The sequence below is a fragment of the Ornithinibacillus halotolerans genome (assembly GCF_014637405.1).
Classification (GTDB): domain Bacteria; phylum Bacillota; class Bacilli; order Bacillales; family Amphibacillaceae; genus Ornithinibacillus; species Ornithinibacillus halotolerans.
Genome location: NZ_BMEY01000015.1, coordinates 57058 through 80873 on the forward strand (window position 1 = coordinate 57058; position 23816 = coordinate 80873).

At 36.5% G+C, this 23816-nt stretch carries 23 protein-coding genes; 7 read left to right on the forward strand and 16 right to left on the reverse strand.

Annotated features, from left to right (window positions below):
• Positions 1-125: 125 nt before the first annotated feature.
• From IEV35_RS13970 to IEV35_RS14015, 10 genes are all read right to left on the reverse strand, one after another.
• Positions 126-911 carry an ion transporter gene (locus tag IEV35_RS13970; RefSeq protein WP_188385281.1) on the reverse strand — a complete coding sequence of 262 codons (786 nt, stop codon included), beginning with the start codon at positions 909-911 and terminating at the stop codon, positions 126-128.
• 124 nt (positions 912-1035) lie between these two features.
• Positions 1036-1635, reverse strand: coding sequence for an NAD(P)H:quinone oxidoreductase (wrbA, locus tag IEV35_RS13975; RefSeq protein WP_373284759.1), 600 nt, complete (start codon positions 1633-1635; stop codon positions 1036-1038).
• 73 nt (positions 1636-1708) lie between these two features.
• A complete protein-coding gene (locus tag IEV35_RS13980; RefSeq protein WP_188385283.1) occupies positions 1709-2719 on the reverse strand; it encodes a C45 family autoproteolytic acyltransferase/hydrolase in 1011 nt (336 codons plus the stop codon).
• Entirely contained in the window at positions 2716-3480 is a 765-nt protein-coding gene (locus tag IEV35_RS13985; protein WP_188385284.1) for a MerR family transcriptional regulator, read from the reverse strand. The genes IEV35_RS13980 and IEV35_RS13985 overlap by 4 nt, the downstream gene beginning before the upstream one ends.
• Before the next feature lie 546 nt (positions 3481-4026).
• Complete coding sequence (locus IEV35_RS13990) at positions 4027-4941, reverse strand: pseudouridine-5'-phosphate glycosidase (protein WP_188385285.1); 915 nt, start codon at positions 4939-4941, stop codon at positions 4027-4029.
• Positions 4938-6047 (reverse strand): PfkB family carbohydrate kinase, encoded by a 1110-nt coding sequence (locus IEV35_RS13995; protein WP_229740757.1) that lies wholly within the window; start codon positions 6045-6047, stop codon positions 4938-4940. Before IEV35_RS13995 ends, IEV35_RS13990 begins: the two co-directional genes overlap by 4 nt.
• 164 nt (positions 6048-6211) lie before the next feature.
• Positions 6212-6814: a response regulator transcription factor gene (locus IEV35_RS14000; RefSeq protein ID WP_188385286.1), complete on the reverse strand. Its 603-nt coding sequence runs from the start codon at positions 6812-6814 to the stop codon at positions 6212-6214.
• Complete coding sequence (locus IEV35_RS14005) at positions 6811-7944, reverse strand: sensor histidine kinase (protein ID WP_188385287.1); 1134 nt, start codon at positions 7942-7944, stop codon at positions 6811-6813. Before IEV35_RS14005 ends, IEV35_RS14000 begins: the two co-directional genes overlap by 4 nt.
• A gap of 88 nt (positions 7945-8032) precedes the next feature.
• Positions 8033-9085 (reverse strand): Delta(5) desaturase DesA, encoded by a 1053-nt coding sequence (gene desA, locus IEV35_RS14010; protein ID WP_188385288.1) that lies wholly within the window; start codon positions 9083-9085, stop codon positions 8033-8035.
• A gap of 204 nt (positions 9086-9289) precedes the next feature.
• Positions 9290-9802, reverse strand: a complete 513-nt coding sequence (locus tag IEV35_RS14015; protein ID WP_188385324.1) for a DUF3231 family protein — start codon at positions 9800-9802, stop codon at positions 9290-9292.
• Positions 9803-10016: 214 nt separating this feature from the next.
• On the opposite strand from IEV35_RS14015, the gene IEV35_RS14020 reads away from it, so the two are divergent.
• A complete protein-coding gene (locus IEV35_RS14020) occupies positions 10017-10580 on the forward strand; it encodes an NUDIX hydrolase (RefSeq protein WP_188385325.1) in 564 nt (187 codons plus the stop codon).
• Between the two features lie 346 nt (positions 10581-10926).
• On the opposite strand, the gene IEV35_RS14025 is transcribed toward IEV35_RS14020, so the two are convergent.
• The gene (locus tag IEV35_RS14025; RefSeq protein ID WP_188385289.1) at positions 10927-12858 is read right to left on the reverse strand and encodes an ATP-dependent DNA helicase; all 1932 of its coding nucleotides are present in this window, start codon (positions 12856-12858) and stop codon (positions 10927-10929) included.
• A gap of 181 nt (positions 12859-13039) precedes the next feature.
• On the opposite strand from IEV35_RS14025, the gene thiD reads away from it, so the two are divergent.
• The 3 genes from thiD to IEV35_RS14040 all read left to right on the forward strand — a co-directional run bounded on the left by thiD (position 13040) and on the right by IEV35_RS14040 (position 15725).
• On the forward strand, positions 13040-13864 hold the full coding sequence (thiD, locus tag IEV35_RS14030) for a bifunctional hydroxymethylpyrimidine kinase/phosphomethylpyrimidine kinase (RefSeq protein ID WP_188385290.1): 825 nt from the start codon (positions 13040-13042) through the stop codon (positions 13862-13864).
• Between the two features lie 206 nt (positions 13865-14070).
• Positions 14071-14637: a sigma-70 family RNA polymerase sigma factor gene (locus IEV35_RS14035; RefSeq protein WP_188385291.1), complete on the forward strand. Its 567-nt coding sequence runs from the start codon at positions 14071-14073 to the stop codon at positions 14635-14637.
• Entirely contained in the window at positions 14634-15725 is a 1092-nt protein-coding gene (locus IEV35_RS14040) for a DUF4179 domain-containing protein (RefSeq protein ID WP_188385292.1), read from the forward strand. The genes IEV35_RS14035 and IEV35_RS14040 overlap by 4 nt, the downstream gene beginning before the upstream one ends.
• Positions 15726-15779: 54 nt before the next feature.
• Here the strand turns inward: IEV35_RS14040 and IEV35_RS14045 are convergent, their stop codons facing one another.
• The 4 genes from IEV35_RS14045 to IEV35_RS14060 form a co-directional block, all read right to left on the reverse strand.
• A complete protein-coding gene (locus IEV35_RS14045; RefSeq protein ID WP_188385293.1) occupies positions 15780-16253 on the reverse strand; it encodes a hypothetical protein in 474 nt (157 codons plus the stop codon).
• A gap of 214 nt (positions 16254-16467) precedes the next feature.
• Complete coding sequence (gene scpC, locus IEV35_RS14050) at positions 16468-17985, reverse strand: succinyl-CoA:acetate CoA-transferase ScpC (protein WP_188385294.1); 1518 nt, start codon at positions 17983-17985, stop codon at positions 16468-16470.
• A gap of 129 nt (positions 17986-18114) precedes the next feature.
• On the reverse strand, positions 18115-18741 hold the full coding sequence (locus tag IEV35_RS14055) for a LytTR family DNA-binding domain-containing protein (RefSeq protein WP_188385295.1): 627 nt from the start codon (positions 18739-18741) through the stop codon (positions 18115-18117).
• 123 nt (positions 18742-18864) lie between these two features.
• On the reverse strand, positions 18865-19344 hold the full coding sequence (locus IEV35_RS14060) for a PaaI family thioesterase (protein WP_188385296.1): 480 nt from the start codon (positions 19342-19344) through the stop codon (positions 18865-18867).
• Positions 19345-19490: 146 nt separating this feature from the next.
• On the opposite strand from IEV35_RS14060, the gene htpX reads away from it, so the two are divergent.
• Both htpX and IEV35_RS14070 read left to right on the forward strand, forming a co-directional pair.
• Positions 19491-20366 carry a protease HtpX gene (gene htpX / locus IEV35_RS14065; RefSeq protein ID WP_188385297.1) on the forward strand — a complete coding sequence of 292 codons (876 nt, stop codon included), beginning with the start codon at positions 19491-19493 and terminating at the stop codon, positions 20364-20366.
• A gap of 589 nt (positions 20367-20955) precedes the next feature.
• Entirely contained in the window at positions 20956-21627 is a 672-nt protein-coding gene (locus IEV35_RS14070) for an SIMPL domain-containing protein (protein ID WP_188385298.1), read from the forward strand.
• A gap of 45 nt (positions 21628-21672) precedes the next feature.
• Here the strand turns inward: IEV35_RS14070 and IEV35_RS14075 are convergent, their stop codons facing one another.
• The gene (locus tag IEV35_RS14075; protein ID WP_188385299.1) at positions 21673-22437 is read right to left on the reverse strand and encodes a hypothetical protein; all 765 of its coding nucleotides are present in this window, start codon (positions 22435-22437) and stop codon (positions 21673-21675) included.
• 231 nt (positions 22438-22668) lie between these two features.
• Here IEV35_RS14075 and IEV35_RS14080 point away from each other — a divergent pair, with 231 nt between their 5' ends.
• The gene (locus IEV35_RS14080; protein WP_188385300.1) at positions 22669-23730 is read left to right on the forward strand and encodes an NAD(P)/FAD-dependent oxidoreductase; all 1062 of its coding nucleotides are present in this window, start codon (positions 22669-22671) and stop codon (positions 23728-23730) included.
• Positions 23731-23816 lie beyond the last annotated feature (86 nt).

A 23816-nucleotide genomic window follows, 5' to 3' on the forward strand; every position in this document is an offset into this window, starting at 1 on the left:
TTCGGGCTTATAGAGCGCCTATATGTTACCTTACCCAAGAATTTTCAAATGCTCGGTACAATAGAATGTTGCCTCTGTGTCACCTTTTCTCCTACAATACATATGTAAAATTAGTCTCAATTCTATTATTTCTTGTTCTCTAGCAACCTCTTAATCTCTGCTAATTCTTGTTGTAATTCAGCTAATTTTATATCAGTTGGGGATGGTGTTTCTTCCCGAGAGGCTTCCTCCACATTATTTACAATAACACCAACAAATAAATTAATAATTACAAACGCACCAATTACAATAAACGTTACAAAATACCACCAAGATGTAGGGTCTTCCGCTAGTATTGGTCGCATTACTCCACTTGCCCAGGACTCTAACGTAATGACTTGGAAAAGAGCTAACAAGGAATCGTGCAGGGTGCCGAAATATTCAGGTGCAATATCACTATAAAGCATCGTTCCGATAACAGCATATATATAAAAGAAAATTCCTAGCAGCAACATAATTGTTCCCATCGATGGAATCGTCAGAATTAACGCATTGACCATTTTCCTTAGTGATGGAATGATTGAAACCGCTCGTAATACACGTAACACTCTTACTACCCTCAGTACTGTCACATAATGACTACCAACAAGAATATGTCCAAGTGCAACAATAATTACATCAAACATATTCCAAGGATCTTTTATAAAACTCTTTAATGACTTTCTTCCAACCAAACGAATCACAATTTCAATAGTAAAAATCCATAATAAAAGTCTATCTCCGAAGTAGATCCATTCATGAAACTTGCTAGCAACATTACTATAAGTCTCTAAACCAACTAATATAGCATTTAAAATAATTAATACGATAATTGTATTTGTAAAGATAGGGTGTTCTGAGATTCTCGCACATATCTGTCTAATTGCTTTCATATTTAGTTCTTCCTCCTCCAATAATATTTTAAGGGTTACTTTATTCCCTGTCACTTATTAAAAGGAAGAACTGGAAATTTTCACACAAAAAAGCAGCAATAGTTTCATTGCTACTTTTTTAAAGCTATTTATTCGCTACCTTTTTAGCAATTTCAATCGTACGTTTTGCTTGGTGCTTCACAGCTGCTTGAACATCCTCAACCATTTTTCCATCCTGTCCTTGTGTTACACTTGTTCCGTATGGGTTCCCGCCCGCTGCAAATAATAATTGATCTGTGTAACCTGGTGGAACGATAATTGCCCCCCAATGCATCATTGATGTATATAATGCAAGAATGGTTGCCTCCTGTCCGCCATGTGGGTTTTGTGCAGAGGACATAGCACTCACTACTTTATTCACTGTTTTCCCTGTTGCCCAAAGCCCTCCTTGCATATCTAGGTATTGTTTCATTTGTGAAGCAAGGTTTCCAAATCGAGTAGGAACACTAAAGATAATAGCATCTGCCCATTCAATATCATCAGATGTTGCTTCTGGCACATCCTTCGTTTCCTCAACATGTGCTTTCCAACCAGGATTAGAAGCAATTGCCGCTTCTGGAGCCAGTTCAGGAACTTTCACTACCCTAACATCAGCACCCGCTTCTTTACCTGCTTCCTCTGCCCATTTTGCTAATTGATAGTTCGTACCTGTAGAACTATAATAAATAACTGCTAAATTAACCATGTCCAATCTCCTTTTCACGTAATTAAAATACGCTACTATTATTTACCAGTTATTTAAATTTATGAAAAAACAATTAATATTTTATTTTACCAACCAAATCTCTACTAACTTCAAGTTCACCCTTAATCAAACTATCCAAGGATAATCGTACTGGAGGAAAATCTCCTCCGATTCCAACTAGCATCTCAAGTGTTTCAGGAATATAAACAACCGTGTGAAGTGTCCCAAAATAGTTTTGGTAATCTGTGTAAAATAACGTTGAGTTTTCATTATTAAATGTATGATAGGCTTCATCTGGAGTAATGGATAAAGTAGTTAGTTCTTGAAGTGTTTTTTCACGGTGGAGTGAACCTTGAATATTTTCTCTATTGTTGTCTTTTAATTCCTCGGATTGAAAGTAATTGGTGCACATTATCGTCTGTTCGTGATAAACAACTTGTTTTTCTGGTGATGCTTCTACCAAGCATTTATTTCCTCCTTTATCCATTAGAGAATAATTATAACAATGGCCGTGTGGTAATTTGGTTAACATAGCAATTGCTTCTTGAACATTTCTACACTCGTCTAAAATCAGTCTTACTATCGTTGTTCCAATTAATCCCTCTTCTTGTTTGTTTTCATTAACAAGATGTAATCCAATAACTAGACCATGTTCATTCATTCCATCTAGTCGGCCGACTATTTGTTGGGCAAATCCGACGCTGGCATACCCTTTTTCTGGACGATGGAAAACTAGCCTACCATCATATAAATCTGGCGAGAAATCATAATTCCTAACATAGAAATTTTCTTGAGAAAAAGCCGTACACCCCATTGCTGGAAAACTTAGATTGTAACCACTATACATTTTTAAGGTGGTATCATAGTCAATACCTATCCCATCAGCAAGGCCCCTAATTTCTTCTAAAAACCTATGAGAAAATTTCTCAAGGACAGATTGAACTACATTTGGGTCATTATCAGTTGTTATAGCTTGTAAATATTGAAACATTCCGTTCTTCTCTATACCTTCCCCTTGCATGAATCCAATCTCATAATTTGAACCAGTATACTCCAACACCTCCACAACTAGTTCTCTTCTCATTCCTCTTCCTCCCCTAATTTTAATACAGGCACCATTATCGTTACTCGCTTCAAATCATTTCCATGATACATTTCAATCAACTCACCAGTGCGGATATAATTATTATTTCTAATATAGTTTGCAAGGCTAATATATGCCGTTTCTATTCTAGAAAAATCCCCCTCGAATTGTGTAGCTATACATAAAGACTTACTTAGCTCCTCTTCCTTATCAATAAACTCTAAGTCTGAAATATCCGCCTTTTCATCAACACCGAAACCTATCCATACTTTTGCGTTTTTTCTGCCGGAAATATACTGAATGTAATGGTTGTTTACATTAATATTATTTTTTTGTAATAACGTATTTCCTTGTAAGAGCTGTTTGCCAAATCCACCTTGGTCCCCTTCTGCTAAATGCCAAATAACACGTTCCTTTTGTCTTTCAAATAAGAAGACAGAATCATCTTCTAGTTGGCTTTCTAAAAACTTAATTTGTACCTCTAATATTTCTTTCTGATTGTGAAATCGCTTAATCCATTCTTTTATAATTGTTTTCTGTTCCTCTTTTGATTGAGAAAAATATGTTTGGATATCTTTAATCGGAACATCTGCTAACCGGAGACTTGACACTAATTTTGCATATTCTAGTTGATCTTCATGGTACATCCGATAGCCGTTCGCTTTGTTTCTTAGCGGCATAAGCAACTTCTTTTCTTCGTAGAACCGAAGTGCACTCTTTGGTATTCCAGTTCGCTTTGAAAATTCTTGGATGGTTAGCACATATCATACCCCCTTGTATAAATTAACTTCTACCATAAGGATAAACCTTAAAGTAAGTTGAAGGTCAAGAGGGAAAATGATAAATATTAAAATCGAACTTATTAGAAGGGTGTTTAGGGAGAATTTCTTTTATAAGTTCTTGAGGTGAGGGTGGGGTTATTGAAATTGTACTTTGAGGTCGAGTATCATGTACCTTTTAACATAAAATCACCTTGGAATTGTTTGTGAGAAAGTGGCTCATATACTTTATAAGACAATATTTCACCTGTAATGATCATGAGAACGCTGCTCGTATACTTTTCTAACACAAAATTCACTTGTAATGTTTATGAGAATGCCGCTCGTATACTTTTCTAACACAAAATTCACTTGTAATGTTCATGAGAATGCCGCTCATATACTTTCCAAAACAAAAATTCACTGAAATGTTTATGAGAATGCCACTCATATACTTTTCTATCACAAATTTACCTTGAAATGTTAATGAGACTACAGTCCCAGTCACAAACAAAAAGAGGTCAACCGAAGTCAACCTCAAAAATATAATTACGCCAATTTATTTAATTCTACTGCTAATTTCGCTCCGACAACAGCATTGTTTTTCACTAATGCAATATTAGCATCTAGACTCTTACCTGCTGTAATCTCTTTAATTTTACCAAGTAAAAATGGAGTTGTGTCTTTACCAGCGATTCCTTTTTCTTCTGCTTCTTTAACTGCAGATTCGATAGCTGTATTAATTTCATCTTCAGGCATTGCATATTCTTCTGGAATTGGGTTAGCAATTACTGCTCCACCATGTAGGTTTAGATCCCATTTCGCTTTTAATGTACCTGCAATTGTATTAACATCATCAGCTTGGAAGTTAACTTTATATTCACTACGACGAGTATAGAAAGCAGGTAATACATCTGTTTGGTAACCAATCACTGGAACACCTTTTGTTTCTAAATATTCCATTGTTAGTCCTAAGTCTAGGATAGATTTCGCACCAGCACATATTACTGCTACATTTGTTTGTCCAAGTTCTTCTAAGTCTGCTGAGATATCCATTGTAGTTTCTGCGCCACGGTGTACTCCACCAATTCCACCAGTAACAAAGATCTTAATATCAGCTAATTCTGCACAAATCATTGTTGCTGCAACTGTAGTCGCCCCTAATTGCTTCGTTGCTAAAATATACGGTAAGTCACGACGAGATACTTTTGCAACACCTTGACTATTACCAAATTGCTCTAATTCATCATCTGTTAAACCAACTTTAATCTTTCCATCAATTAATGCAATGGTAGCAGGTACTGCACCATTGTCACGGATAATTTGTTCTACTTCACGAGCCGTTTGAACGTTTTGTGGATATGGCATACCGTGAGAGATAATCGTTGATTCTAATGCGACAACTGGCTTACCTTGTTCTTTTGCCTGTTTTACTTCTTCTGATAATACTACGTAGTTTTTCATATTAATTCCTCCATGTCTTTTTGTAATTGAACTGCTGAAAGATCTTGCCTTACTGTATATTTCGTTTGAATTGTCTTTGCTGCATTCACCGTTGCAGCATTGGCAATTTCAACAAGACTTTTTCCCTCTAACCAGGAATAAATAACTGCAGCTGAAAACGCATCTCCTGCTCCAGTGACATCTTCAATATGTTCCACTTTTAATGCTGGAACGTGTTGAATTCCTTCTTTTCCACTACCAAACATCGAGCCTTCGGTACCATTAGTAATAACAACATGTTCAATACCTAAATCAAGCCATTTTTGTACGGCTTCTTTCCAATCTGTCTCACTCTCAATAGGCTTATTAAAATACGCTTCTGTTTCATCCCGGTTTGTAATGAGCCACGTAATTCCATTTAAATCACTTGGTAGCCTGTCCATTTTAGGTGCTGAGACCGTGATTAAAATTAGTGGTATATTACGTTGAGTTGCCAACTGGTGTAAATAAGTGATCGTTTCTCCAGGTAGATTTAAGTCTGCAATAATACATGTAGAATTAGCAAATCCAGATAAATGAGCTTGCAATAGTTCTGGTGTTAATAAATCGTAAATATCCATGTCTGCTAAAGCAAGAACCATATCCCCATTCTCATTTATGATTGCCGTATAAGACCCGGTTGCTTCCTCTTGTAAGGGAATTGCATGTTCTAAATTCATAAAACTAGCCGAGGTCTCCTCAATATACTTCCACTCCGCATCTTGTCCATGTGCTGTTACAAGCGATACATCTAAGCCTAATCTGCCTAAGTTTTCCGCAACGTTTCTTGCAACTCCACCAGTACTTTGGGTAGATCGGATTGGATTAGAAGTTTCAAGTTGCAATTTTCCTTTTACATAATATTTCCGGTCTACGTTTGCACCACCAATACATGTGATGTGAGTAGATTCATTTACAATATATGCTTTCCCTTTAATATAGCCTTTTTTGACTAGCCCAGATATGAGATTTGCGACTGATGGCCGTGACAAATTCATTTTTTCCGCTAGTTCTTGTTGGGAAACAAAAGGATTTTCTTTAATTAATTGAAATAACTTCTGTTCATTTATATTCAACGTTTCGTTCACAGGTTCACACCTCCAAACATTTGTTTATTTTTAAACATAAGTTTACAATACATTGTTTTATCCAGTCCGTCAACTATAACAAGATATATTTTTAGCTTCACTCCCTTTTCTATACTTTTGAAAAATAAGAAAAGGCTATCTGCTTTTACACAGATAGCCTTCTCTTATTTATGCCAACCTTTTTCACGAAAGCGTGCTATAGCTTCAATTCGATTGCTTACATCTAATTTATCTAAAATAACAGATACATAATTCCTTACGGTTCCAGTCGTTAAGTATAGTTGATTAGCAATTTCTTTCGTATTCTTACCTTCCGCGATAAGTTTGATGACTTGTTCTTCCCGCTCAGATAATGGGTTTTCCTCTTTATTGTAGGCTATATCAACTAATTCTGGAGCATAAATTTTCCTACCATCCATAATAGTTCGAATCGAGTTAGCTAATTCCTCACTTGGACTATCTTTTAATAGATATCCACTGACATTTGCATTACGTGCCCGCTCGAAATACCCAGCTCTAGCAAAGGTTGTTAAAATGATTACTTTACAATCAAGTTCCTTTATCTCCTCCGCTACATCTAGACCACTTTTCAGCGGCATTTCAATATCCATAATACAAATATCAGGCTGAAGTTGATGAATTAGTTGTAACGCTTCTTCCCCGTCCTTCGCTTTTCCTACAACAACCATATCGTCTTCTAAATCAAGTAAGGATCCCAATGCACCAAGTAGTAGCCGTTGGTCCTCTGCAATTACAATCCGAATCATGACAACCTCTCCTCTGATATTTGTTGAATAACATTTGGAATCTTTATCGATAGAACGGTTCCGTTACTAACCTCTAGCTCTAAGTTCCCATTTACGAAATCTAGCCGCTCTCTCATGCCACGTAGCCCATTCCCTTTTGTTGTGTCGGTGCTTTCTATACCAATCCCATCATCTTGGACAATAATACAAACTTCACTTGGTAGTTGCTGGATCTTAACCCTACATATGCGTGCCTTACTATGTTTCACAACATTGGTAACTGCTTCTTTCAAACACATACCGAGGACATTTTCCACTAATAATGGGGTATCTTTTAGCTTGGGATTACCTTCTAAATAAAATTTCATCTCTGCTGCTTCAATTACCTGCTTTGCATGTGTAACCTCATCCGCCAAATTCGTACTTCGCATATCTGAGACCATTTCCCGAACTTCTTTTAATGCCGTTCTTGCTGTTTGGTGGATATCTTGTATTTCTTCCAATACCCTATCTGGATGTTTATGTAGCAGTTTACCAGCTAAATCACTCTTTAAACCAATAAGTGAGAGCTTCTGCCCTAATGTATCATGTAAATCTCGAGCAATTCGTTGCCTTTCTTCCATTACAATCAGTTGGGATATTCTTTGATTGGCATCTTCCAATTGATGTTCGAGCATTTCTCGCTTAATTCGATTATACATATTAAAAGGTAAAAGTATGACACCGACCACACTAATTAGGATAAATGGAAATTGTGTGAAGAAAATTTCACTTTGTGTAAAAAAGCCAATCGTTGTAGCAGTAATCGTTGTCACTAAATGTACAACATACAGTGTAATAAAGCCTTTTTTGTTTTGGATGTTACCAATAAAAAATGCAAGGAATAGGGAGAAATATACATAGCCGAAAGATAAAATCATTCCAATACTAATTGCCATTTCAACGCCAACCGACAAATAAACGGTCCAGCCTTCCTTAATAAACGATAATCGGAACGTAGCAAAAAATAAAACAATCATTGCTACTCCAACTAAAATCTCTGTAGGAGTGGAGAATCGAATGACAAAGTAAAATGGCAAGATACAAAATACAATCCATATGTAAATACTTAATCCGGTATTTTTAGTGAAAATATGATACCACTTTTGCATAGTAGACCTCCGACCTCATGTTTCTCCCAGTATAGCAAATAAAAGGTATGACAAAAACCCTCTATATTGAGGGTTTCGTCATGATATACTACTTATCTTGAATACTAGTTCGTCTTGTAGGGATCTCGAATTTTTCTTTTTGATCTTTTAAGTATTGTTTAATCTCTTTAAAGCTAACAAATGACTTTGTTTTCTCATCATACAAACGAAAACGAATCGATTTTAAACTAGTCTTTAAAGTAATTGTCGTAGCCTTTTGCAATGGTGGTGTAGATTCATGTGCTTTTTCTAAGTTATAATTCGGTACCCTTGGGCTTAAATGGTGAACATGATGATAACCGATACTACCAGTTAACCATTCTATGATTTTAGGAAGTTTATAGTAAGAGCTTCCATCAACCGCAGCCTTGACATAATCCCATTCCTCTTCATTTTCAAAGTAAGAATCTTCAAATTGGTGTTGTACATAGAACAACCAAATTCCTGCCGCACCTGCGATAAATAATATTGGTAATTGAATGATGAGAAATGCCTGCCAGCCAACTAGCCATATTAATCCGGCATATATTAATGCAATACTTATGTTAATAAGATACGTATTTAATCGTTCTTTCTTTCTTGCTCCTTTACGGTTGAAACGATTAGATATTAAGAATAAGTATAGTGGACCTAAGCCAAACATGATGAATGGATTTCGATATAAACGATAAGCTAATCGTCGCCATAACGAAGCATTAACATATTCATCTACCGTCATTACCCAAACATCACCTATTCCACGTTTGTCTAAATTACTGCTTGTTGCATGATGGATGGAGTGGCTCCATTTCCATTTTTCAAAAGCAAAGTGTGTAATTATGCCAGTGATCGTCCCGACAATTCGGTTTGCCTTATTATTTTGGAAAAATGACATGTGGGTACAATCGTGAAAGATAATAAATGTTCTAACTACAAAACCTGCTGCTAGAATAATGAAGGGGATGGATAACCAAATCGAGACAGCAAGACTCTGATATGCTAGAAACCAAAGAAGGAATAATGGGATGAACGTATTGATCATCTGAAAGATACTTGCCCTTGTATTTGATTTTGCAAATGGTAAAACACTTTTTCTTAATTGCGCTTGTTTTTGTTTACTCATTTTGTTCCTCCTAGTAACAATATCTTTTTATTTATGATAGGTGGAAATGAGCAAAAATATAAGTCATATTCGTCAGGAGTTGTATATGACAAATGTCATATATTAAAATTTATTACATAATTTCTGCTAACTTGCGCAGACTAGTACACCACAAAAAAAGGTGATGATTATCAATCACCACCTTTTTTACCTTTTCAATTTCTATTACTTCTCATCAACATTAGATAAATGTAATGGTGGGGGTACTAACCAGCCTTTTTCTTTATTGAGACGAAGTAATTTCGCACCAAAGGCAGCTTTTTGTGTATGCATAGTACCGAATAAAGTAGCTATATCTTCTCTTATTGATTGGCCAATCATGCCACTTGCCGCTACTAGTCCTGCAGCAACATCCGCTGACATTTTTGCTGCAATTTCATTATCCATGAAACGAGCCCCCGGAGGAATAGATTCCAAATCCGCTTGCGGTCGCTCAGGTGGTGACGGTGGTAAGCCAACTCCATTTGCTTTTAACAGTGCTTCTAAACTTTCTTCCTGTTGTTTCGCTTGTTCAATTGCTTCTTGAATTAATTTCTTTAAATCCTCATCACCTGCGTGATTAAGTAATGTTTGGTATGCCGCAATACAAGCTTTTTCTGTAACTACTGCAGTCCATACACCAAATACCTCACCATAATGCATCGGCTCATCTTGTGGATTTCCACTTAAAATTCCCATTGCCATCCTCCTTAATTTATTCATTGTATGCCACCTTTCTTAGTGCACATCCTTAGATTGTCTAATTTTAAGAAATTAAAACGCAATAATAAATTAATGGTGTAATTCCGCAAATAATTAGTATAATGGACTAAAATAGAGAGAGGGGGGAGGAATCTTGAACAAAGAAATAACGACTATAGTAAATACTTTAGCGAAGAGACAGCCCGGAATCATGGGAGCTGACAAATACAGACAATCGGCAGTACTTATTCCACTCGTCGAAGTTGATGGGGAAACCCATATATTATTCGAAGTCCGTTCCATGCTAATGCGTAGTCAACCAGGAGATATATGTTTTCCTGGAGGAAGAATCGATCCAGATGATCAAACAGCAACATATTGTGCTATTCGTGAAACAACGGAAGAATTAGGGATTAATGAAGATTCTATATCTAACGTCACACCGATTGATTATGTTGTTGCCGATATGGGTAGAATAATTTATCCATTCGTTGGGACCATTACATCCATTGACGAAATTTCTCCAAACCCAGCTGAAGTAGAAGAAGTATTTACTGTTCCATTATCATACCTCAAACAGTACACACCTAAATCCTTTAAAGTTAATGTACACCTAACTCCAGAAGAGAATTTCCCGTTTGATCTAATTGTAGGTGGAGAAAAATATAATTGGAAAACACGTCCTATTGAAGAATTATTTTATAAGTACGAGGATAAAGTAATTTGGGGATTAACAGCGAAGATTTTAAGGCATTTTGTATCATTAATTGATTGAGATAGAAAATAAAAAAAAGACAGAATCACTGTAGAATAGTGACTCTGTCTTTTTCACTTTACTATATGTGTTTCGAGAATTCTTTATCATTAACGTTCCATTTGTTTTTTTCTCGAAAACGTTTACGAGAAGGTTGCTCACGTACTTTTTAATCTAATTTCCGACCAAAATGTATATGAGATGCATCCTCATATACATTTTACTCCAATCTTCTCTGAAATTGTTTATGAGAAGCTTCTTCATGTACTTTTATCTTTAATTTTCTCTTAAAATGTTTATGATAAACTTCATCATCTACTTTTCACTCTAATTCAGTTAATAAATGTTCATGAGCAGCCGCTTCTCTCTAATCCCATTTTATCTCAATAGGCATAACACTTTGTATTTCTTTCTTGTATTTATTCCATTCTACTTCTTTCACCCATAGATGAATTTTTCCGTGGTCATCATTTGTACGAATTAATCTTCCTATTCCTTGTCTTAGTCGTAATAGCATGTACGGAACATCCACTTCTCTTTCTGGATCAGTTACATCCTTGCGTTTTGCTTTAAATACTGGATCATGTGGCGGGAATGGAAGGGAAGAGATGATAACTTGTGTCAAAGCTTCACCTGGAATATCAAGTCCTTCCCATAAGTGATGGGCACATAATACTGAACTTGTATCTGTTTGGAATTGATTAATGATCTCGCTAATCTCCTTATCCCCTTCGAACAACAACTCAAATGGCCAGTTTAATTCTTTTGCCCAATTTCGGAATTCTTCCATTTCCTCCATAGTAGAGAAGAGTACTAATGAACTACCTTTATTATCAAGCATTTGTTTACTAATTTCATTCCACTTGACATCTTTATCCTTTTCCACTCGTCCTATTAACTGCATTTGTGATTCATAATCAAAAGGAGACTCTACAGTAAAGGAATCATAATCATCAATTCCCAAACTGTTAGCTAAGTAGGAGAAGTCTCCCCCTTGTGAAAGGGTCGCAGATGAAAAGACAAATGGAATCTTTTTCGAAAAAACTTCTTTCTTTAATACATCTTCAACCAGTCTAGGCATGAGTACTAGAGTCGTTGTTTCTTGATTTTCTTCAATCCAAAAGATCCCCTCATCTTCTTTAAGAAAGATAGACAACCCATAATGGTAAAACTCTAAATACTCCTCAATAATTTTTAAATGATAACCGTCAATCGTAAACATCTCTGCATCAAACACAAGCTGATCAAGTAGTTTTTCTACTTTTTCATATAGATTGGAAACTAAGTCGAGCATTGCAGCTGTTGCTTCTACCTCTTTTCGGTTAGAGCCAGTCACTCCTATTGCTGATTCACTTAATATATCAAACCAATCTTCATGCAATGTTAAAATATCTTCAATCAAGTATAACGATTCTTCACGTACATCCTGTCCCATATACCCTGTTAAAACTTGATTTAGCGTTTCAGAATGAAAACGATATGTTAGTCCTTTTTGGGCAGAGAACTCAAGTAGGTGCCCTTCATCAAATATAACTGCACTTGCCTCTGGTAATAATGGAATTTGCCCCTCACGTTTTCTCGATTCTTTCGTCCACACATGTTCCATATAAAAATCATGGGAACAAATAATAATATCCTTTGCATGTCGGTAATATTCACGATTTAATGTTTGACCACTTCGATGCCTTAATTGACAAGTTGAACATTGTTGGAGTGGATCCCAAGCAATTTTCTCCCACGTTTCATCTGACACCCAAGGATATTCTTTTCTATCTCCATAACGTTCAAATGTTTTCTTTGCCGAGCTTGTATCAAAGACAAAATCAGGGATTTCATCGTAGACTTTTACAATATCTCTATCATCGGTTACTTCAATAAGTTGATCTAACTTTCGAGCACATACATAGTTTTCCCGCGCTTTTGCCAACCTAACGTCAACATTCATACCGAGTGCTTTCTCAAGTTTCTCGATATCGCCGCCTTTTTTGACGAGCTGTTCGATTAACGTTTCATCCGCACAGGAGATAATAGCTGGTTTTCCTATGTATCTTGCATAACAAATCGCATAAATAAGATAAGCAAGAGTTTTCCCTGTCCCTACGCCAGCTTCAGCAAAAATTGTTCGCTTGTTCTTAAATGTATTTTCCAACTGAAAAGCCATGAAGATTTGTTCATCACGTGTTTCAAAGCCTTGCTCCGGTAAAATATCATAAAAGACATCGCCAACATAGTCGCCTAATCTATCATAAAAATTTTCTGTTTTTGATACTTGAAATGGTAATCCATAATTATTTGCCATTGTTTTCCCTCTTTTACTTTCTCAACATAAGCATTATTTTACCATGTCCAATGATAGGAATACTATTTTAACGGACAATGATTAGCATAACCCTTATTGGTATCCTTACAAATCCAATAAATGATAAAATATAGACAAAATTACTAACAAATCTAAATCGATATAAAGGAAGGGTAATCAGATGAACTATCCATCACGAGTTATGACCATTGCTGGTTCTGCTTCAGGAGGAAGTGCTGGAATTCAAGCAGACTTAAAAACGTTTCAAGAAATAGATGTTTATGGGATGAGTGTTGTTACAGCAATTGTAGGAAGACACCCTAAAACAGATAAAAATGTACATCCAATGACTATAGAGGCAATTGAAGCGCAATTCGATACTGCGATGAAACAAGTTGGGGCCGATGCATTAAAAACTGGAATGCTATTTTCAACAGCAGTAATTGAAACTGCCGCTGAACTTATTCAAGGTTCTTCGATTCCACACATTGTCGTTGACCCGGTAATGGTTGGAAAACTAGATTCTAAATTATTAGCAGATGATGCCATCACGGCATTAAAAGAAAAACTAATTCCATTAGCTACCATCATTACACCTAATATACCAGAGGCCTCGTTCTTATTAGATGACCGTTCCATTTCAAATGTGGAAGAACTAAAGCAAGCTGCTATTGATTTATATGAATTAGGAGCAAAGTATGTCCTTGTAAAAGGCGGGCGTCTTTCTGGCCCTGCAGTGGATGTGCTATATGACGGAAAGACATTAACAACATTTGAAGCACCACGGATTGATACGGTAAATACAAGTGGGGCAGGATGTACGTATTCGGCAGCAATCTGTGCATATCTAGCAAAAGGGAAGACCGTTGAAGAAGCAGTACATTTAGCAAAAAGTTTCGTTACAACGGCGATTGAACACGGATTCTCTTATAATGATATGGTTGGACCGACTTATCATGCTGCGGAAAGAAAATTTGGTGAAGCTCACCCAATTAAGGTAAATTAATCAACAGGGCGGTTCAAAAAAAGAACTGCCTCCCCCCTCCAATCCCTCTTCTTAATTTCTCCTGAGCAAAACTGCCATTCTATTCAACCAGAATAAAAGAAAACAATGTCAATTCAACATTTTTAAGTAATTTTGCAAAAAAATATTTTTTCTATCGTCTTATATAGTGTAAAAGCTTTTACATAACTTTAAAGGGAGTCATGTAGATGAAATCGAATGATAAGAATTTTGTCAGACGACTCCAAATGGAAAAAGAAGATGCTCTAGATTATATCGTTGATCATTATTTACCTTTAGTAAAAGGAATCACGATAAAAGTACTTGGACCGCTTTATAATGACGGTTTAATAGATGAGTGCATTAATGATGTTTTTCTATCCATTTGGAATAACGCAGCAAAATTCAAAGGGGACACAACTAATTTCAAACATTGGGTTGCATCGATTGCTAGATTTAAAGCGATTGATTACTACCGAAGTGCAATCAAAAAGCAAGAAGTAGAGTCTGATTATATTGAATCTACTAATGATAATTCAGTAGAAAAAGAGATTATTCAAATGGAAAATAAAAAGGAAATCCTAGCCCTTATTCGCACATTAGATCCAATTGACCAAAAAATATTAGTCATGCGATACTTCCTTGATATGCGGTCAGAGGAAATTGCTGAAAAGCTCGGATTAACTAAATCTGCTGTTGATAGCAGAATCTTTAGAGGAAGAAAAAAATTAAATAAGCATGCCAAAAACTATATATTAGGAGGTAGTTTTGGGTGAAGGATATTTACGAATTGTTGAATGGTATTGAATTGGAATTGAAAGACGAGGATATTGCTCCAGTTACAGAGTTTGAAAAGAAAAAACTAGCCTCAGGGTTAAAGCAAAAGGTTGTTAAAAAAAGAAAGCAAAACAAATGGAAAAGGGGATTATCTGTGGCTATCCTTACATTTGGATTAATGACTTCCGCCATGATTGGTCTATCATTCACAGCATATGCAGAGGAGATCCCGTTTCTAGGAAATATCTTTAAGTTCTTTAATAGTGATGGAACATATGCCGGATATGATGAGAATGCGAAGAAATTAGATTTAGTAGAAGAGAGTAATGGGATTAAAATAAGTGTGATGGATACGGTGTTTGACGGGAAGCAGTTATTTGTTACGTATAGGATTGAAACGGAAAAAGACTTGGGCCCTCGTCCTTGGTTAAATAGTTCACCAATATTTGGGGACAGCGGACTAGTTGGAAGTGATGAGGTTTCAAAAATTGAAGATGGTAACTATATTGGTGTTTCATCTGTCGACCATATGAGTAGTTACGAATTCGATGAAGCCCAAGTTAACTGGAAAATTGACAGTATATCGACAGAGCCCAATAACCAAGGGATTACTTTTGAAGGTAACTGGGAATTTGCTTTTGATGTGAAGGCAGTTGAGAGTAAGAACATTGCAATCGAGGAAAAGGTAGAAAAAAGTGGGATTCAATTTACCGCTGAAAACATTAGAATTACACCAATGTCATTCATTTTAACCCATACATTCATTTCCGATTATAAAATCATTAATAACTGGGATAATCGTTCTGTTTGGGCTGAGGTGGAAGATGATTTAGGAAATACGTACACCCCTTTAAGCATACGTGGTAGTGGCCAAGACCACTATGGTGTCAAAATGTATTCAACTTTTGAAAAGTTAGACCCAAAAGCTACTAAACTAATCCTAACACCAATTGTTGAACTATCCGATAATGATACGATTGGATATTACGAGAGTGGTAAACCTATCAAGGCGAATTACCGTTCCGAGAATAGTAAAGCGGACTATGAAAAGTTTCAGATGGAGGAAATTGTGATTGATTTAAAGTAATATTAATACCCTTGATCGTTATCAGACATCAAGGGTATTTCTTCAATAAACCAACTAAACCATCTTACTATCCACACGATAACGAAATAACTTTTCATTACCAGTTCGATTAATTAATTCTTGCTTCAATTCCGCAAAGTCATTGTCACTGAGCCACTCCCCGTGAATCGTGATTTCCTTTCTATCTTTCCTCACGACTGTAACGACAATCCGATCATAATCATGAAATTCATCACAATGGTCAATATCTCTGTAACTTATAGTTTTTGATGGACGTAATGGCCCTTTATTAATTTCCATCTCATCCGACGCTAAGTAAATATAATCTTGGTTAGGGCGGTTCATGTAGTGGAATCCTTGGATGATACCTAATGCAACAGGAATAATTGCTATTACAAACACAATATATTCTAATCCACCAATTTGGTTAGCCGTCAAAACTGCAGAAAGAATAGCTATGATTGCAGAAGCAAATGCCCATAACGCTTCCTTAAACCATTGACTAGTCTGTAAGTATTGATAACCCATACGAACACCCTTTTCCTCCATTTATTTACTATAATTGTACGAAACAGATTGAAAAATAGTTTCATAAAATAATATAACCGATTTCCTTTCCCCCCAGAAAGAAAATCGGTTACTCACGTCCTATATCACAAACAAGCCCCTAAATAATCGAATATCATTTGAAAGTCAAGCTGCCCCAAGACTTTTCAAATTCCCTTTTTTCTAGATAACTTTGTTAATTCGTTACTAAATCTTTTTCAAGCATTGTTCCATATTTAGCAAAATTGTCATGCCATGAGAATGCTTTTTCTAATACATGTGGAGTCTGCCCACCCCGCTCAAGTGCTTCCTCATAGTACTTCCAAAGTTGTGCCCGGTACATTGGATGTACACAATTCTCAATAATTAATGGAACTCTTTCACGTGGCGCAAGTCCTCGTAAATCTGCATAGCCTTGTTCTGTAACAACTACGTCAACATCATGTTCTGTATGATCTACATGAGAGACAAACGGAACAATACTAGAGATGCTACCACCTTTTGCAACAGACTTTGTCACAAAGATTGCTAGTCTAGCATTACGTGCAAAGTCTCCTGAACCACCAATACCGTTCATCATCTTCGTTCCAGATACATGCGTTGAGTTAACGTTTCCGTAAATATCAAATTCTAATGCAGTATTAATAGAAATTAATCCGAGACGTCTAATTATCTCTGGATGGTTGGAAATTTCTTGTGGACGCATGATTAATTTATCGCGGTATTTTTCAAAATTCCCATATACTTGTTTCATCTTTTCATCTGATAAAGTGATAGAACAGCAAGATGCGAAGTCCACTTTACCTGCATCAATTAAATCAAACACTGCGTCTTGTAGTACTTCTGAGTACACTTCTAAATTCGTAAACTCTGATTCTATCATCCCATGTAGTACAGCGTTTGCTACGGAACCAATACCAGATTGTAATGGTGCTAATCTCTCCGTTAAACGACCAGCCTCAATTTCCTTACGTAAGAAATCCAATAAATGATTCGCCATGATTTGGGTTTCTTCATCTGGCGCAACGATTGTTGATGGTGAGTCGTCTTGGTTTGTAAATACGATTCCTTTAATCTTTCCTGGTTCAACAGGGATTCCGATTGTACCAATTCGATCATTTGCTTTCGTTAATGGAATCGGATCACGCTCTCCCTGTTTTCCTGGGCTGTATAGATCATGAAGACCTTCCAATAATTCTGATTGAGCAAGGTTAATTTCTACGATGATATTTTTTGCATTCTCTGCAAAAGCTAGCGAATTTCCGATAGATGTTGTTGGAATAATCATACCGTCTTCATTTATCGAAATAGCTTCTAAAATTGCATAATCAACCTGTTCAATAACATTAGCACGTAGTAATTCAGCTGTATGTGACAAGTGATGATCAACGAAAAGATGCTCCCCAGCATTGATTTTCTTTCTCATCGTTGGTTCTGCTTGGAATGGAAGGCGTTTATTAATAATACCTACTTCAGCAAATAACTTGTCTACATCTGATCCTAAAGAAGCCCCTGTGAAGACATTGACTTTGAACTTCTCCCCAGCTTCTGCTCGTTTCACTAATGCCATTGGTACCGCTTTCACGTCACCTGCACGAGTAAATCCACTTAACCCCAATGTCATACCATCTTGTATCCAGGAAGCTGCCTCTTCCGCAGACACAACTTTATCTTGTAAAAGAGGATCTTTAATACGTTCTTTTACATTTCCCATATATGCCATCCCCCTAATTAAGCGTTTTCATATATTTTACCGTACAAATTGTGACAATTGTGAAAACATGTTGGAATTAAGGGAAAATGGACTGAAGCAGAAAAATTGATAGCTAAAGCAGATTTTTTATTAAAACCCTAACATCTTCCTGAAATAACTGGAATAGGATTGACTTACTGGTACAGTCTCTCCATTTACCATTTCAAGTGAAAATGTGGAGTGGGTATCTGGGTAAATTTCTTTAATATGATGTACATTGACAATAAAAGAACGATGACATCGGATAAATGTGTCCCTTGGTAGATTATATTCGAACTCTTGTAAGGCATTTTTATGCGTTCCAGAAAGTTCCTTTGCATATACATGTGTCTTTCTATCTTTTACTTCTATGTAATATACATCGTGAAAAGGAATAGGTTTCCATCCATCATGTGTTTTTAAGGTAATAACTGATTTCCCCTCCGTATATGCAGGATAAATCGCCAATACACAACCCGCGATTTCTCCATTTTCCTTAAATGGAACCGCCATGCCATGATATGGTACTCCAAATATATTACGATCAATAAACTCCGAAACCTTTTGTTCAGATTCCCACGCTTTATAAGCAATTGTTCCCTCTTTTACTGGGTCCCCTGGTCGAATTTTTAAATCAATTCGTTTACTTGGCCTGTAATATACGTATTTTTGCCCACGTGTAACCGCAATAGAAATTTCATCTGAAAATAGTTCCCCAACGATGTCCAATATCTCCATTCTTTAATAGCTCCTTTGCGTGAAACCTCGTCATACGAAATTTGTCGATATATATAGTGTTATTTTATCATGTTTAGACAGAAAAAGGGCCGTTGGATTCATCCAATTAGCCCTTTGTTTAAATTATTGTTGAATAAACGACTTTGGCATGACAACGGCAATGACCTCACCTTTTACTACACATATGTCATTAGCAAATACTTCTGTAACAACCTTCCATTTCTTGGGGTGAATCTCTTCTATAGTACCAATTGCCTTTAATGGTACACCTTGAGGAGTTGGTTTTAAATAATCGACATGTAATGAAGCCGTTACAAATCGTGGTGGTTCGACTTCATCACCTGGTTCATGACCATTTTTCCGATGTAAAGCGAGAGCTGCTGAACCTGTTCCATGACAATCAACTAATGACGCAATAACTCCTCCATAAACAAAACCAGGTATTGCTTTATGTTCCTCATGTGGAGTATAGATTGTTACCGTTTTATCTCTGTTCCATCCAGTTCGTAACTGTAGGCCCTGTTTATTTAATCGGCCACAGCCATAGCACCAGGAATAATCATCTGCATAATCATCTTGAATAGCATGTATCACTTTATCCAACTTTTCTCCAACTCCTTTTCTTGAATAACTTGTCTCCCTCGTTCATATATATATTCCAGATGACAACGAAGGCTATTACCTTTATAATAAACGTAATTGTCCTGTAAAAACAATTTTTAAAATTTAAATAATAGAAAGGTGAGAGTATGGGAAAGAGAATTTTCTACTTTATTATTACAAACGTTTTAGTACTATTAACGATCAGTATTGTCCTTAATCTAATAGGGTTTAGAGGATATACTACTAGTAGTGGTACAATCGATTTCGCTGCATTATTAATATTTAGTGCAATTATTGGTTTTTCGGGTTCATTCATTTCATTAGCTATTTCACGTTGGATGGCTAAACGTGCCATGGGAGTTCAAGTAATTAATCCAAACGGCCCAATGAATGATTATGAAAGAGCAGTTGTTGAGAAAGTACATCGTTTATCACGAGCTGCTGGCCTCATGCATATGCCTGAGGTTGGTATTTATAACTCACCAGAGGTAAATGCATTTGCTACAGGTCCTTCTAAGAAGAAATCATTAGTTGCTGTATCAACTGGTTTATTACAAGAAATGGATGATGACGCTATCGAAGGTGTTATTGCCCATGAAGTTGCCCATATCGCAAATGGTGATATGGTAACGATGACCCTCCTACAAGGTGTCGTGAATACATTTGTTGTATTCTTATCTCGTGTAGCTGCTTTCATCGTATCACGATTTGTAAAAGAAGAACTTGCATGGATCGTTCATTTTATTGCAATTATCGTATTCCAACTTGTCTTCTCTATATTAGGAAGTTTAGTAGTTTACGCATACTCTCGCCATCGTGAATTCCACGCTGACCGTGGTGGAGCAGACCTTGCGGGCAAAGATAAAATGCGCCATGCATTAGAAAGCTTAAAAGCATACACAAGCCGCATTAAGGGTGGAGAAGATACATCTATTGCTACATTAAAAATTAACAACAAGCGTAAATCTTCCATCTTCTCGACACACCCAGATTTAGATGAACGTATTAAACGCTTAGCTTAATTGGGCGGGTCGTTTTTCATAATAGAAAGCACATGAATGTATTTTTCATGTGCTTTTTTATATTTTTCTTGATGTGTGACTTAGGAATTGAGAGTTGTATACTTCGAAAGAAACCTTATTTATGTGATGAGTGACAGATGTTACGGAATTCTTGCCTAAATGGGCTTTCATTCCCGAGATGAGTGACCGTTGGTTCGCTTTTCTTGCCTCAACGGACACTCATTGCCTTGATGAGTGACCGTTGGGTTCGGATTTCTTGCCACAACGGGCACTCATTGTCTTGATGAGTGACCGTTGATTCGAATTTTCCGCCTCAACGGGCTCTCATTGCCTTGATGAGTGACCGTTGGGTTCGGATTTCTTGCCTCAACGGGCACTCATTGTCTTGATGAGTGACCGTTGATTCGAATTTCCCGCCTCAACGGGCTCTCATTGCCTTGATGAGTGCCCGTTGATTCGAATTTTCCGCCTCAACGGGCACTCATTATCTCACCATTTCTATTAACAACCCTTCATTCCAATAATTCAAAAAGAAACTTATCACTCCTACTTACATATATTTACCATATACATGAAATGAGGTGATTATATGTATTATTATCTAAATCCATACCATAGACAATTTCCAAATAGGAATAACAGAAACACAGTAAAAGTTCTTGGCGAAGGTACTGTAATGGTGCAACCTGATCAAGCAAGTGTAGTTTTAGGTGTAGTTACTGAAGGAAAAGACTTGCAACAGGTGCAGACAATTAATGCCGAAAGAACGCGGAATGTCATTAACGCACTTATAAATAGCGGAATTGCACAAGAAGATATTCAAACATCCGAATTTCGAATCGACATCCTTTATAACTTTGAAAATGGGATTCAAACACTTCGTGGGTATCAAGTGACGAACTTACTTACGGTATTAATTAAGGATATTAATAAAGTTGGAGAGATTGTAGATATTGCTGTAGAGCAAGGTGCTAATACTGTGCGGAATATTAATATGACAGTTTCTAACCAAGACGTATATTATCGCCAAGCACTAGGAAATGCCATAATTGATGCTCAAGAAAAAGCACAAGTAATTGCAAAAACGCTAGATGTTACGGTTAATCCATTACCTATACGACTTAGGGAGTTAACGGGGAATTCATCCGAACCGCCGCGCCCATTTGTATTAGGTGCCTCCACAGAAAAAGGAGTAACGACACCAATTGAACCCGGGCAATATAAAATTATTGCACAAGTAGAAGCAGAGTTTACTTATTAAAAGGGACAGTCCCCATGCGAATACACTCACATGGGGACTATACCCCTAATGATGATGTTTAAAGTAGAATTTATTTTCATTTTCCTCAAAAGGGTATATATTTAACTCTTTTGCTTCAGCGGCATTTTTCTCCAGTATTTCGGTTAGAAGGTCAGCTGGTGTTTTCCCTTCTGTTTCAATTCCTAGCTTATCAGCCGAGTCATACAATTTTGCTTCGTGCAGTTCCATCACAAGTTCACGATGTTTCTTACCTTCCGTATCAATATCATAGGCTTTTGCTTCTTTTTGAACGGCTGCCATTTTCACTTCTTTAAGAAGTTCTTTTAATTCTTTTCCTTCTGTATCAATTCCGAGTTCTTCAGCTTTTGAAGTTACTTTCAGTTCAAGAACTTCTTTAGCCAATTCTTCTGCTTCTTTACCTTCTGTTTCCACACCTAATTGTTTTGCCTCTTGTAAGACCTTTGCATGATGTAGCTCTTTCGCTAATTGCTTCCAATCCTTCCCCTCAGTTTCCACACCTAGTTCTTTTGCTGTTTTTTCCATCTTTGCTTCTTTAACTTCCATTGCTAGTTCTTTCAAATCTTTTCCTTCTGTTTTAATTCCTAATTCCTTTGCATAGTACTTAATCCATCCTTCATGCTTATGTATCCCATTATCATCCTCTTTTGAATTCTTGTTTGATTTCTCTTCATCCTTTTTCTTAAAATCAAAAAATACTTCGTTATTTTCCACATCGCCAAACACCGTCGATACTTGCCATGATCCCGCTAGTAAAACTGCTACAAATAGCAACATAATTTTTTCTTTCATATAATTCCTTCCTTTCATAAAATGTCTTTTACCATTTGTTACTATTTCCCAAAATCTAAATTACATGAATCCTATCTAATTATTGTTCAGAAGGCATGGAACATTATATTTTCACTAGTCTAAATGTCATTTCTTTGTTAATCTTAAATATGGAAAGCGTTTCCTGGTTAAATTAATAAAATCCCTAAATCTAGCATTCTAGACTTCTACAGGGGATGGGGGTTATAGAAAATGAGAAATGTGGTTATTTTAGGTGGCGGATACGGAGGAATAAAGGTTGCTCTTGGCCTGGTTGAAAAGAATTTACCAGAAGATGTAACTCTAACCATCGTAGACCGAAATCCATATCAATCTTTAAAAACAGAATTTTATACAATTGCTGCAGGTACTGTTGCTGACAAAGATGTACGACAAAACTTTCCTAAGCATAGTCAGATTCAATATGTGTACGGGGAAGTAGATAAAGTAGATGTAGAACATCAACAAGTATTATTTCTAGACCGTAGTGAAACAGTTAGTTACGACTATTTAGTTGTTGCACTAGGATGTGAGGATAATTATCACGGTATAGAAGGGGCAGAACAATATACCGAAAGTGTACAAACATTTGCTAACGCTAGAAAAGCAGGACTTGCAGTCGGTAACTTAAAAGCAAATGGAAAAGTAACTATTGTTGGCGCTGGTTTAAGTGGAGTCGAAGTTGCTTCAGAAATTAGAGAGAGCCGTGAAGATCTTAATATTCGCTTATTAGATCGTGGAAACTCTGTTCTAAGGCCATTTGATCCGAAAATCCAAGGCTATGTAGCAGACTGGTTTAACAAAAATGATGTGGAAGTAATCCACCATGCAAATGTAGAATACGTAGAAAAAGATGGGGTTTGTAACAATGGAGTATGTTATGTAAATGATGTGACCATTTGGACAGCAGGTGTACAACCATCTAGAATTGCGCGGGAACTTCCATATAAAAAGGACAATCAACAGAAGATCGTTGTTAATGAATATTTCCAAGTACCTGATGACCCTAAAGTTTATGTTATTGGAGATTGTGCATCTTCTATCCACTCTCCAAGTGCACAATTAGCAGGTTTACAAGGTGAACAGACTGCCGTTATTCTGCAGGCCATTTTAAGAAACCAAGAACCAAAGAAACCAAGGGATATCCGTTTGAGAGGTACACTTGGTTCGCTTGGAAAAAATGACGGATTCGGAAATATGATGAAACAACCTTTAACTGGAATCGTACCAAGACTTGTTAAGTCAGGAGTACTTTGGTTAAACAAACGACATTAATTAACTTTTCCACAACAATAGAGGCTAAGACAATATTTTTCTAAATAGTAGAACCGAACTATACGATTTGGATGCAACTAACCCGC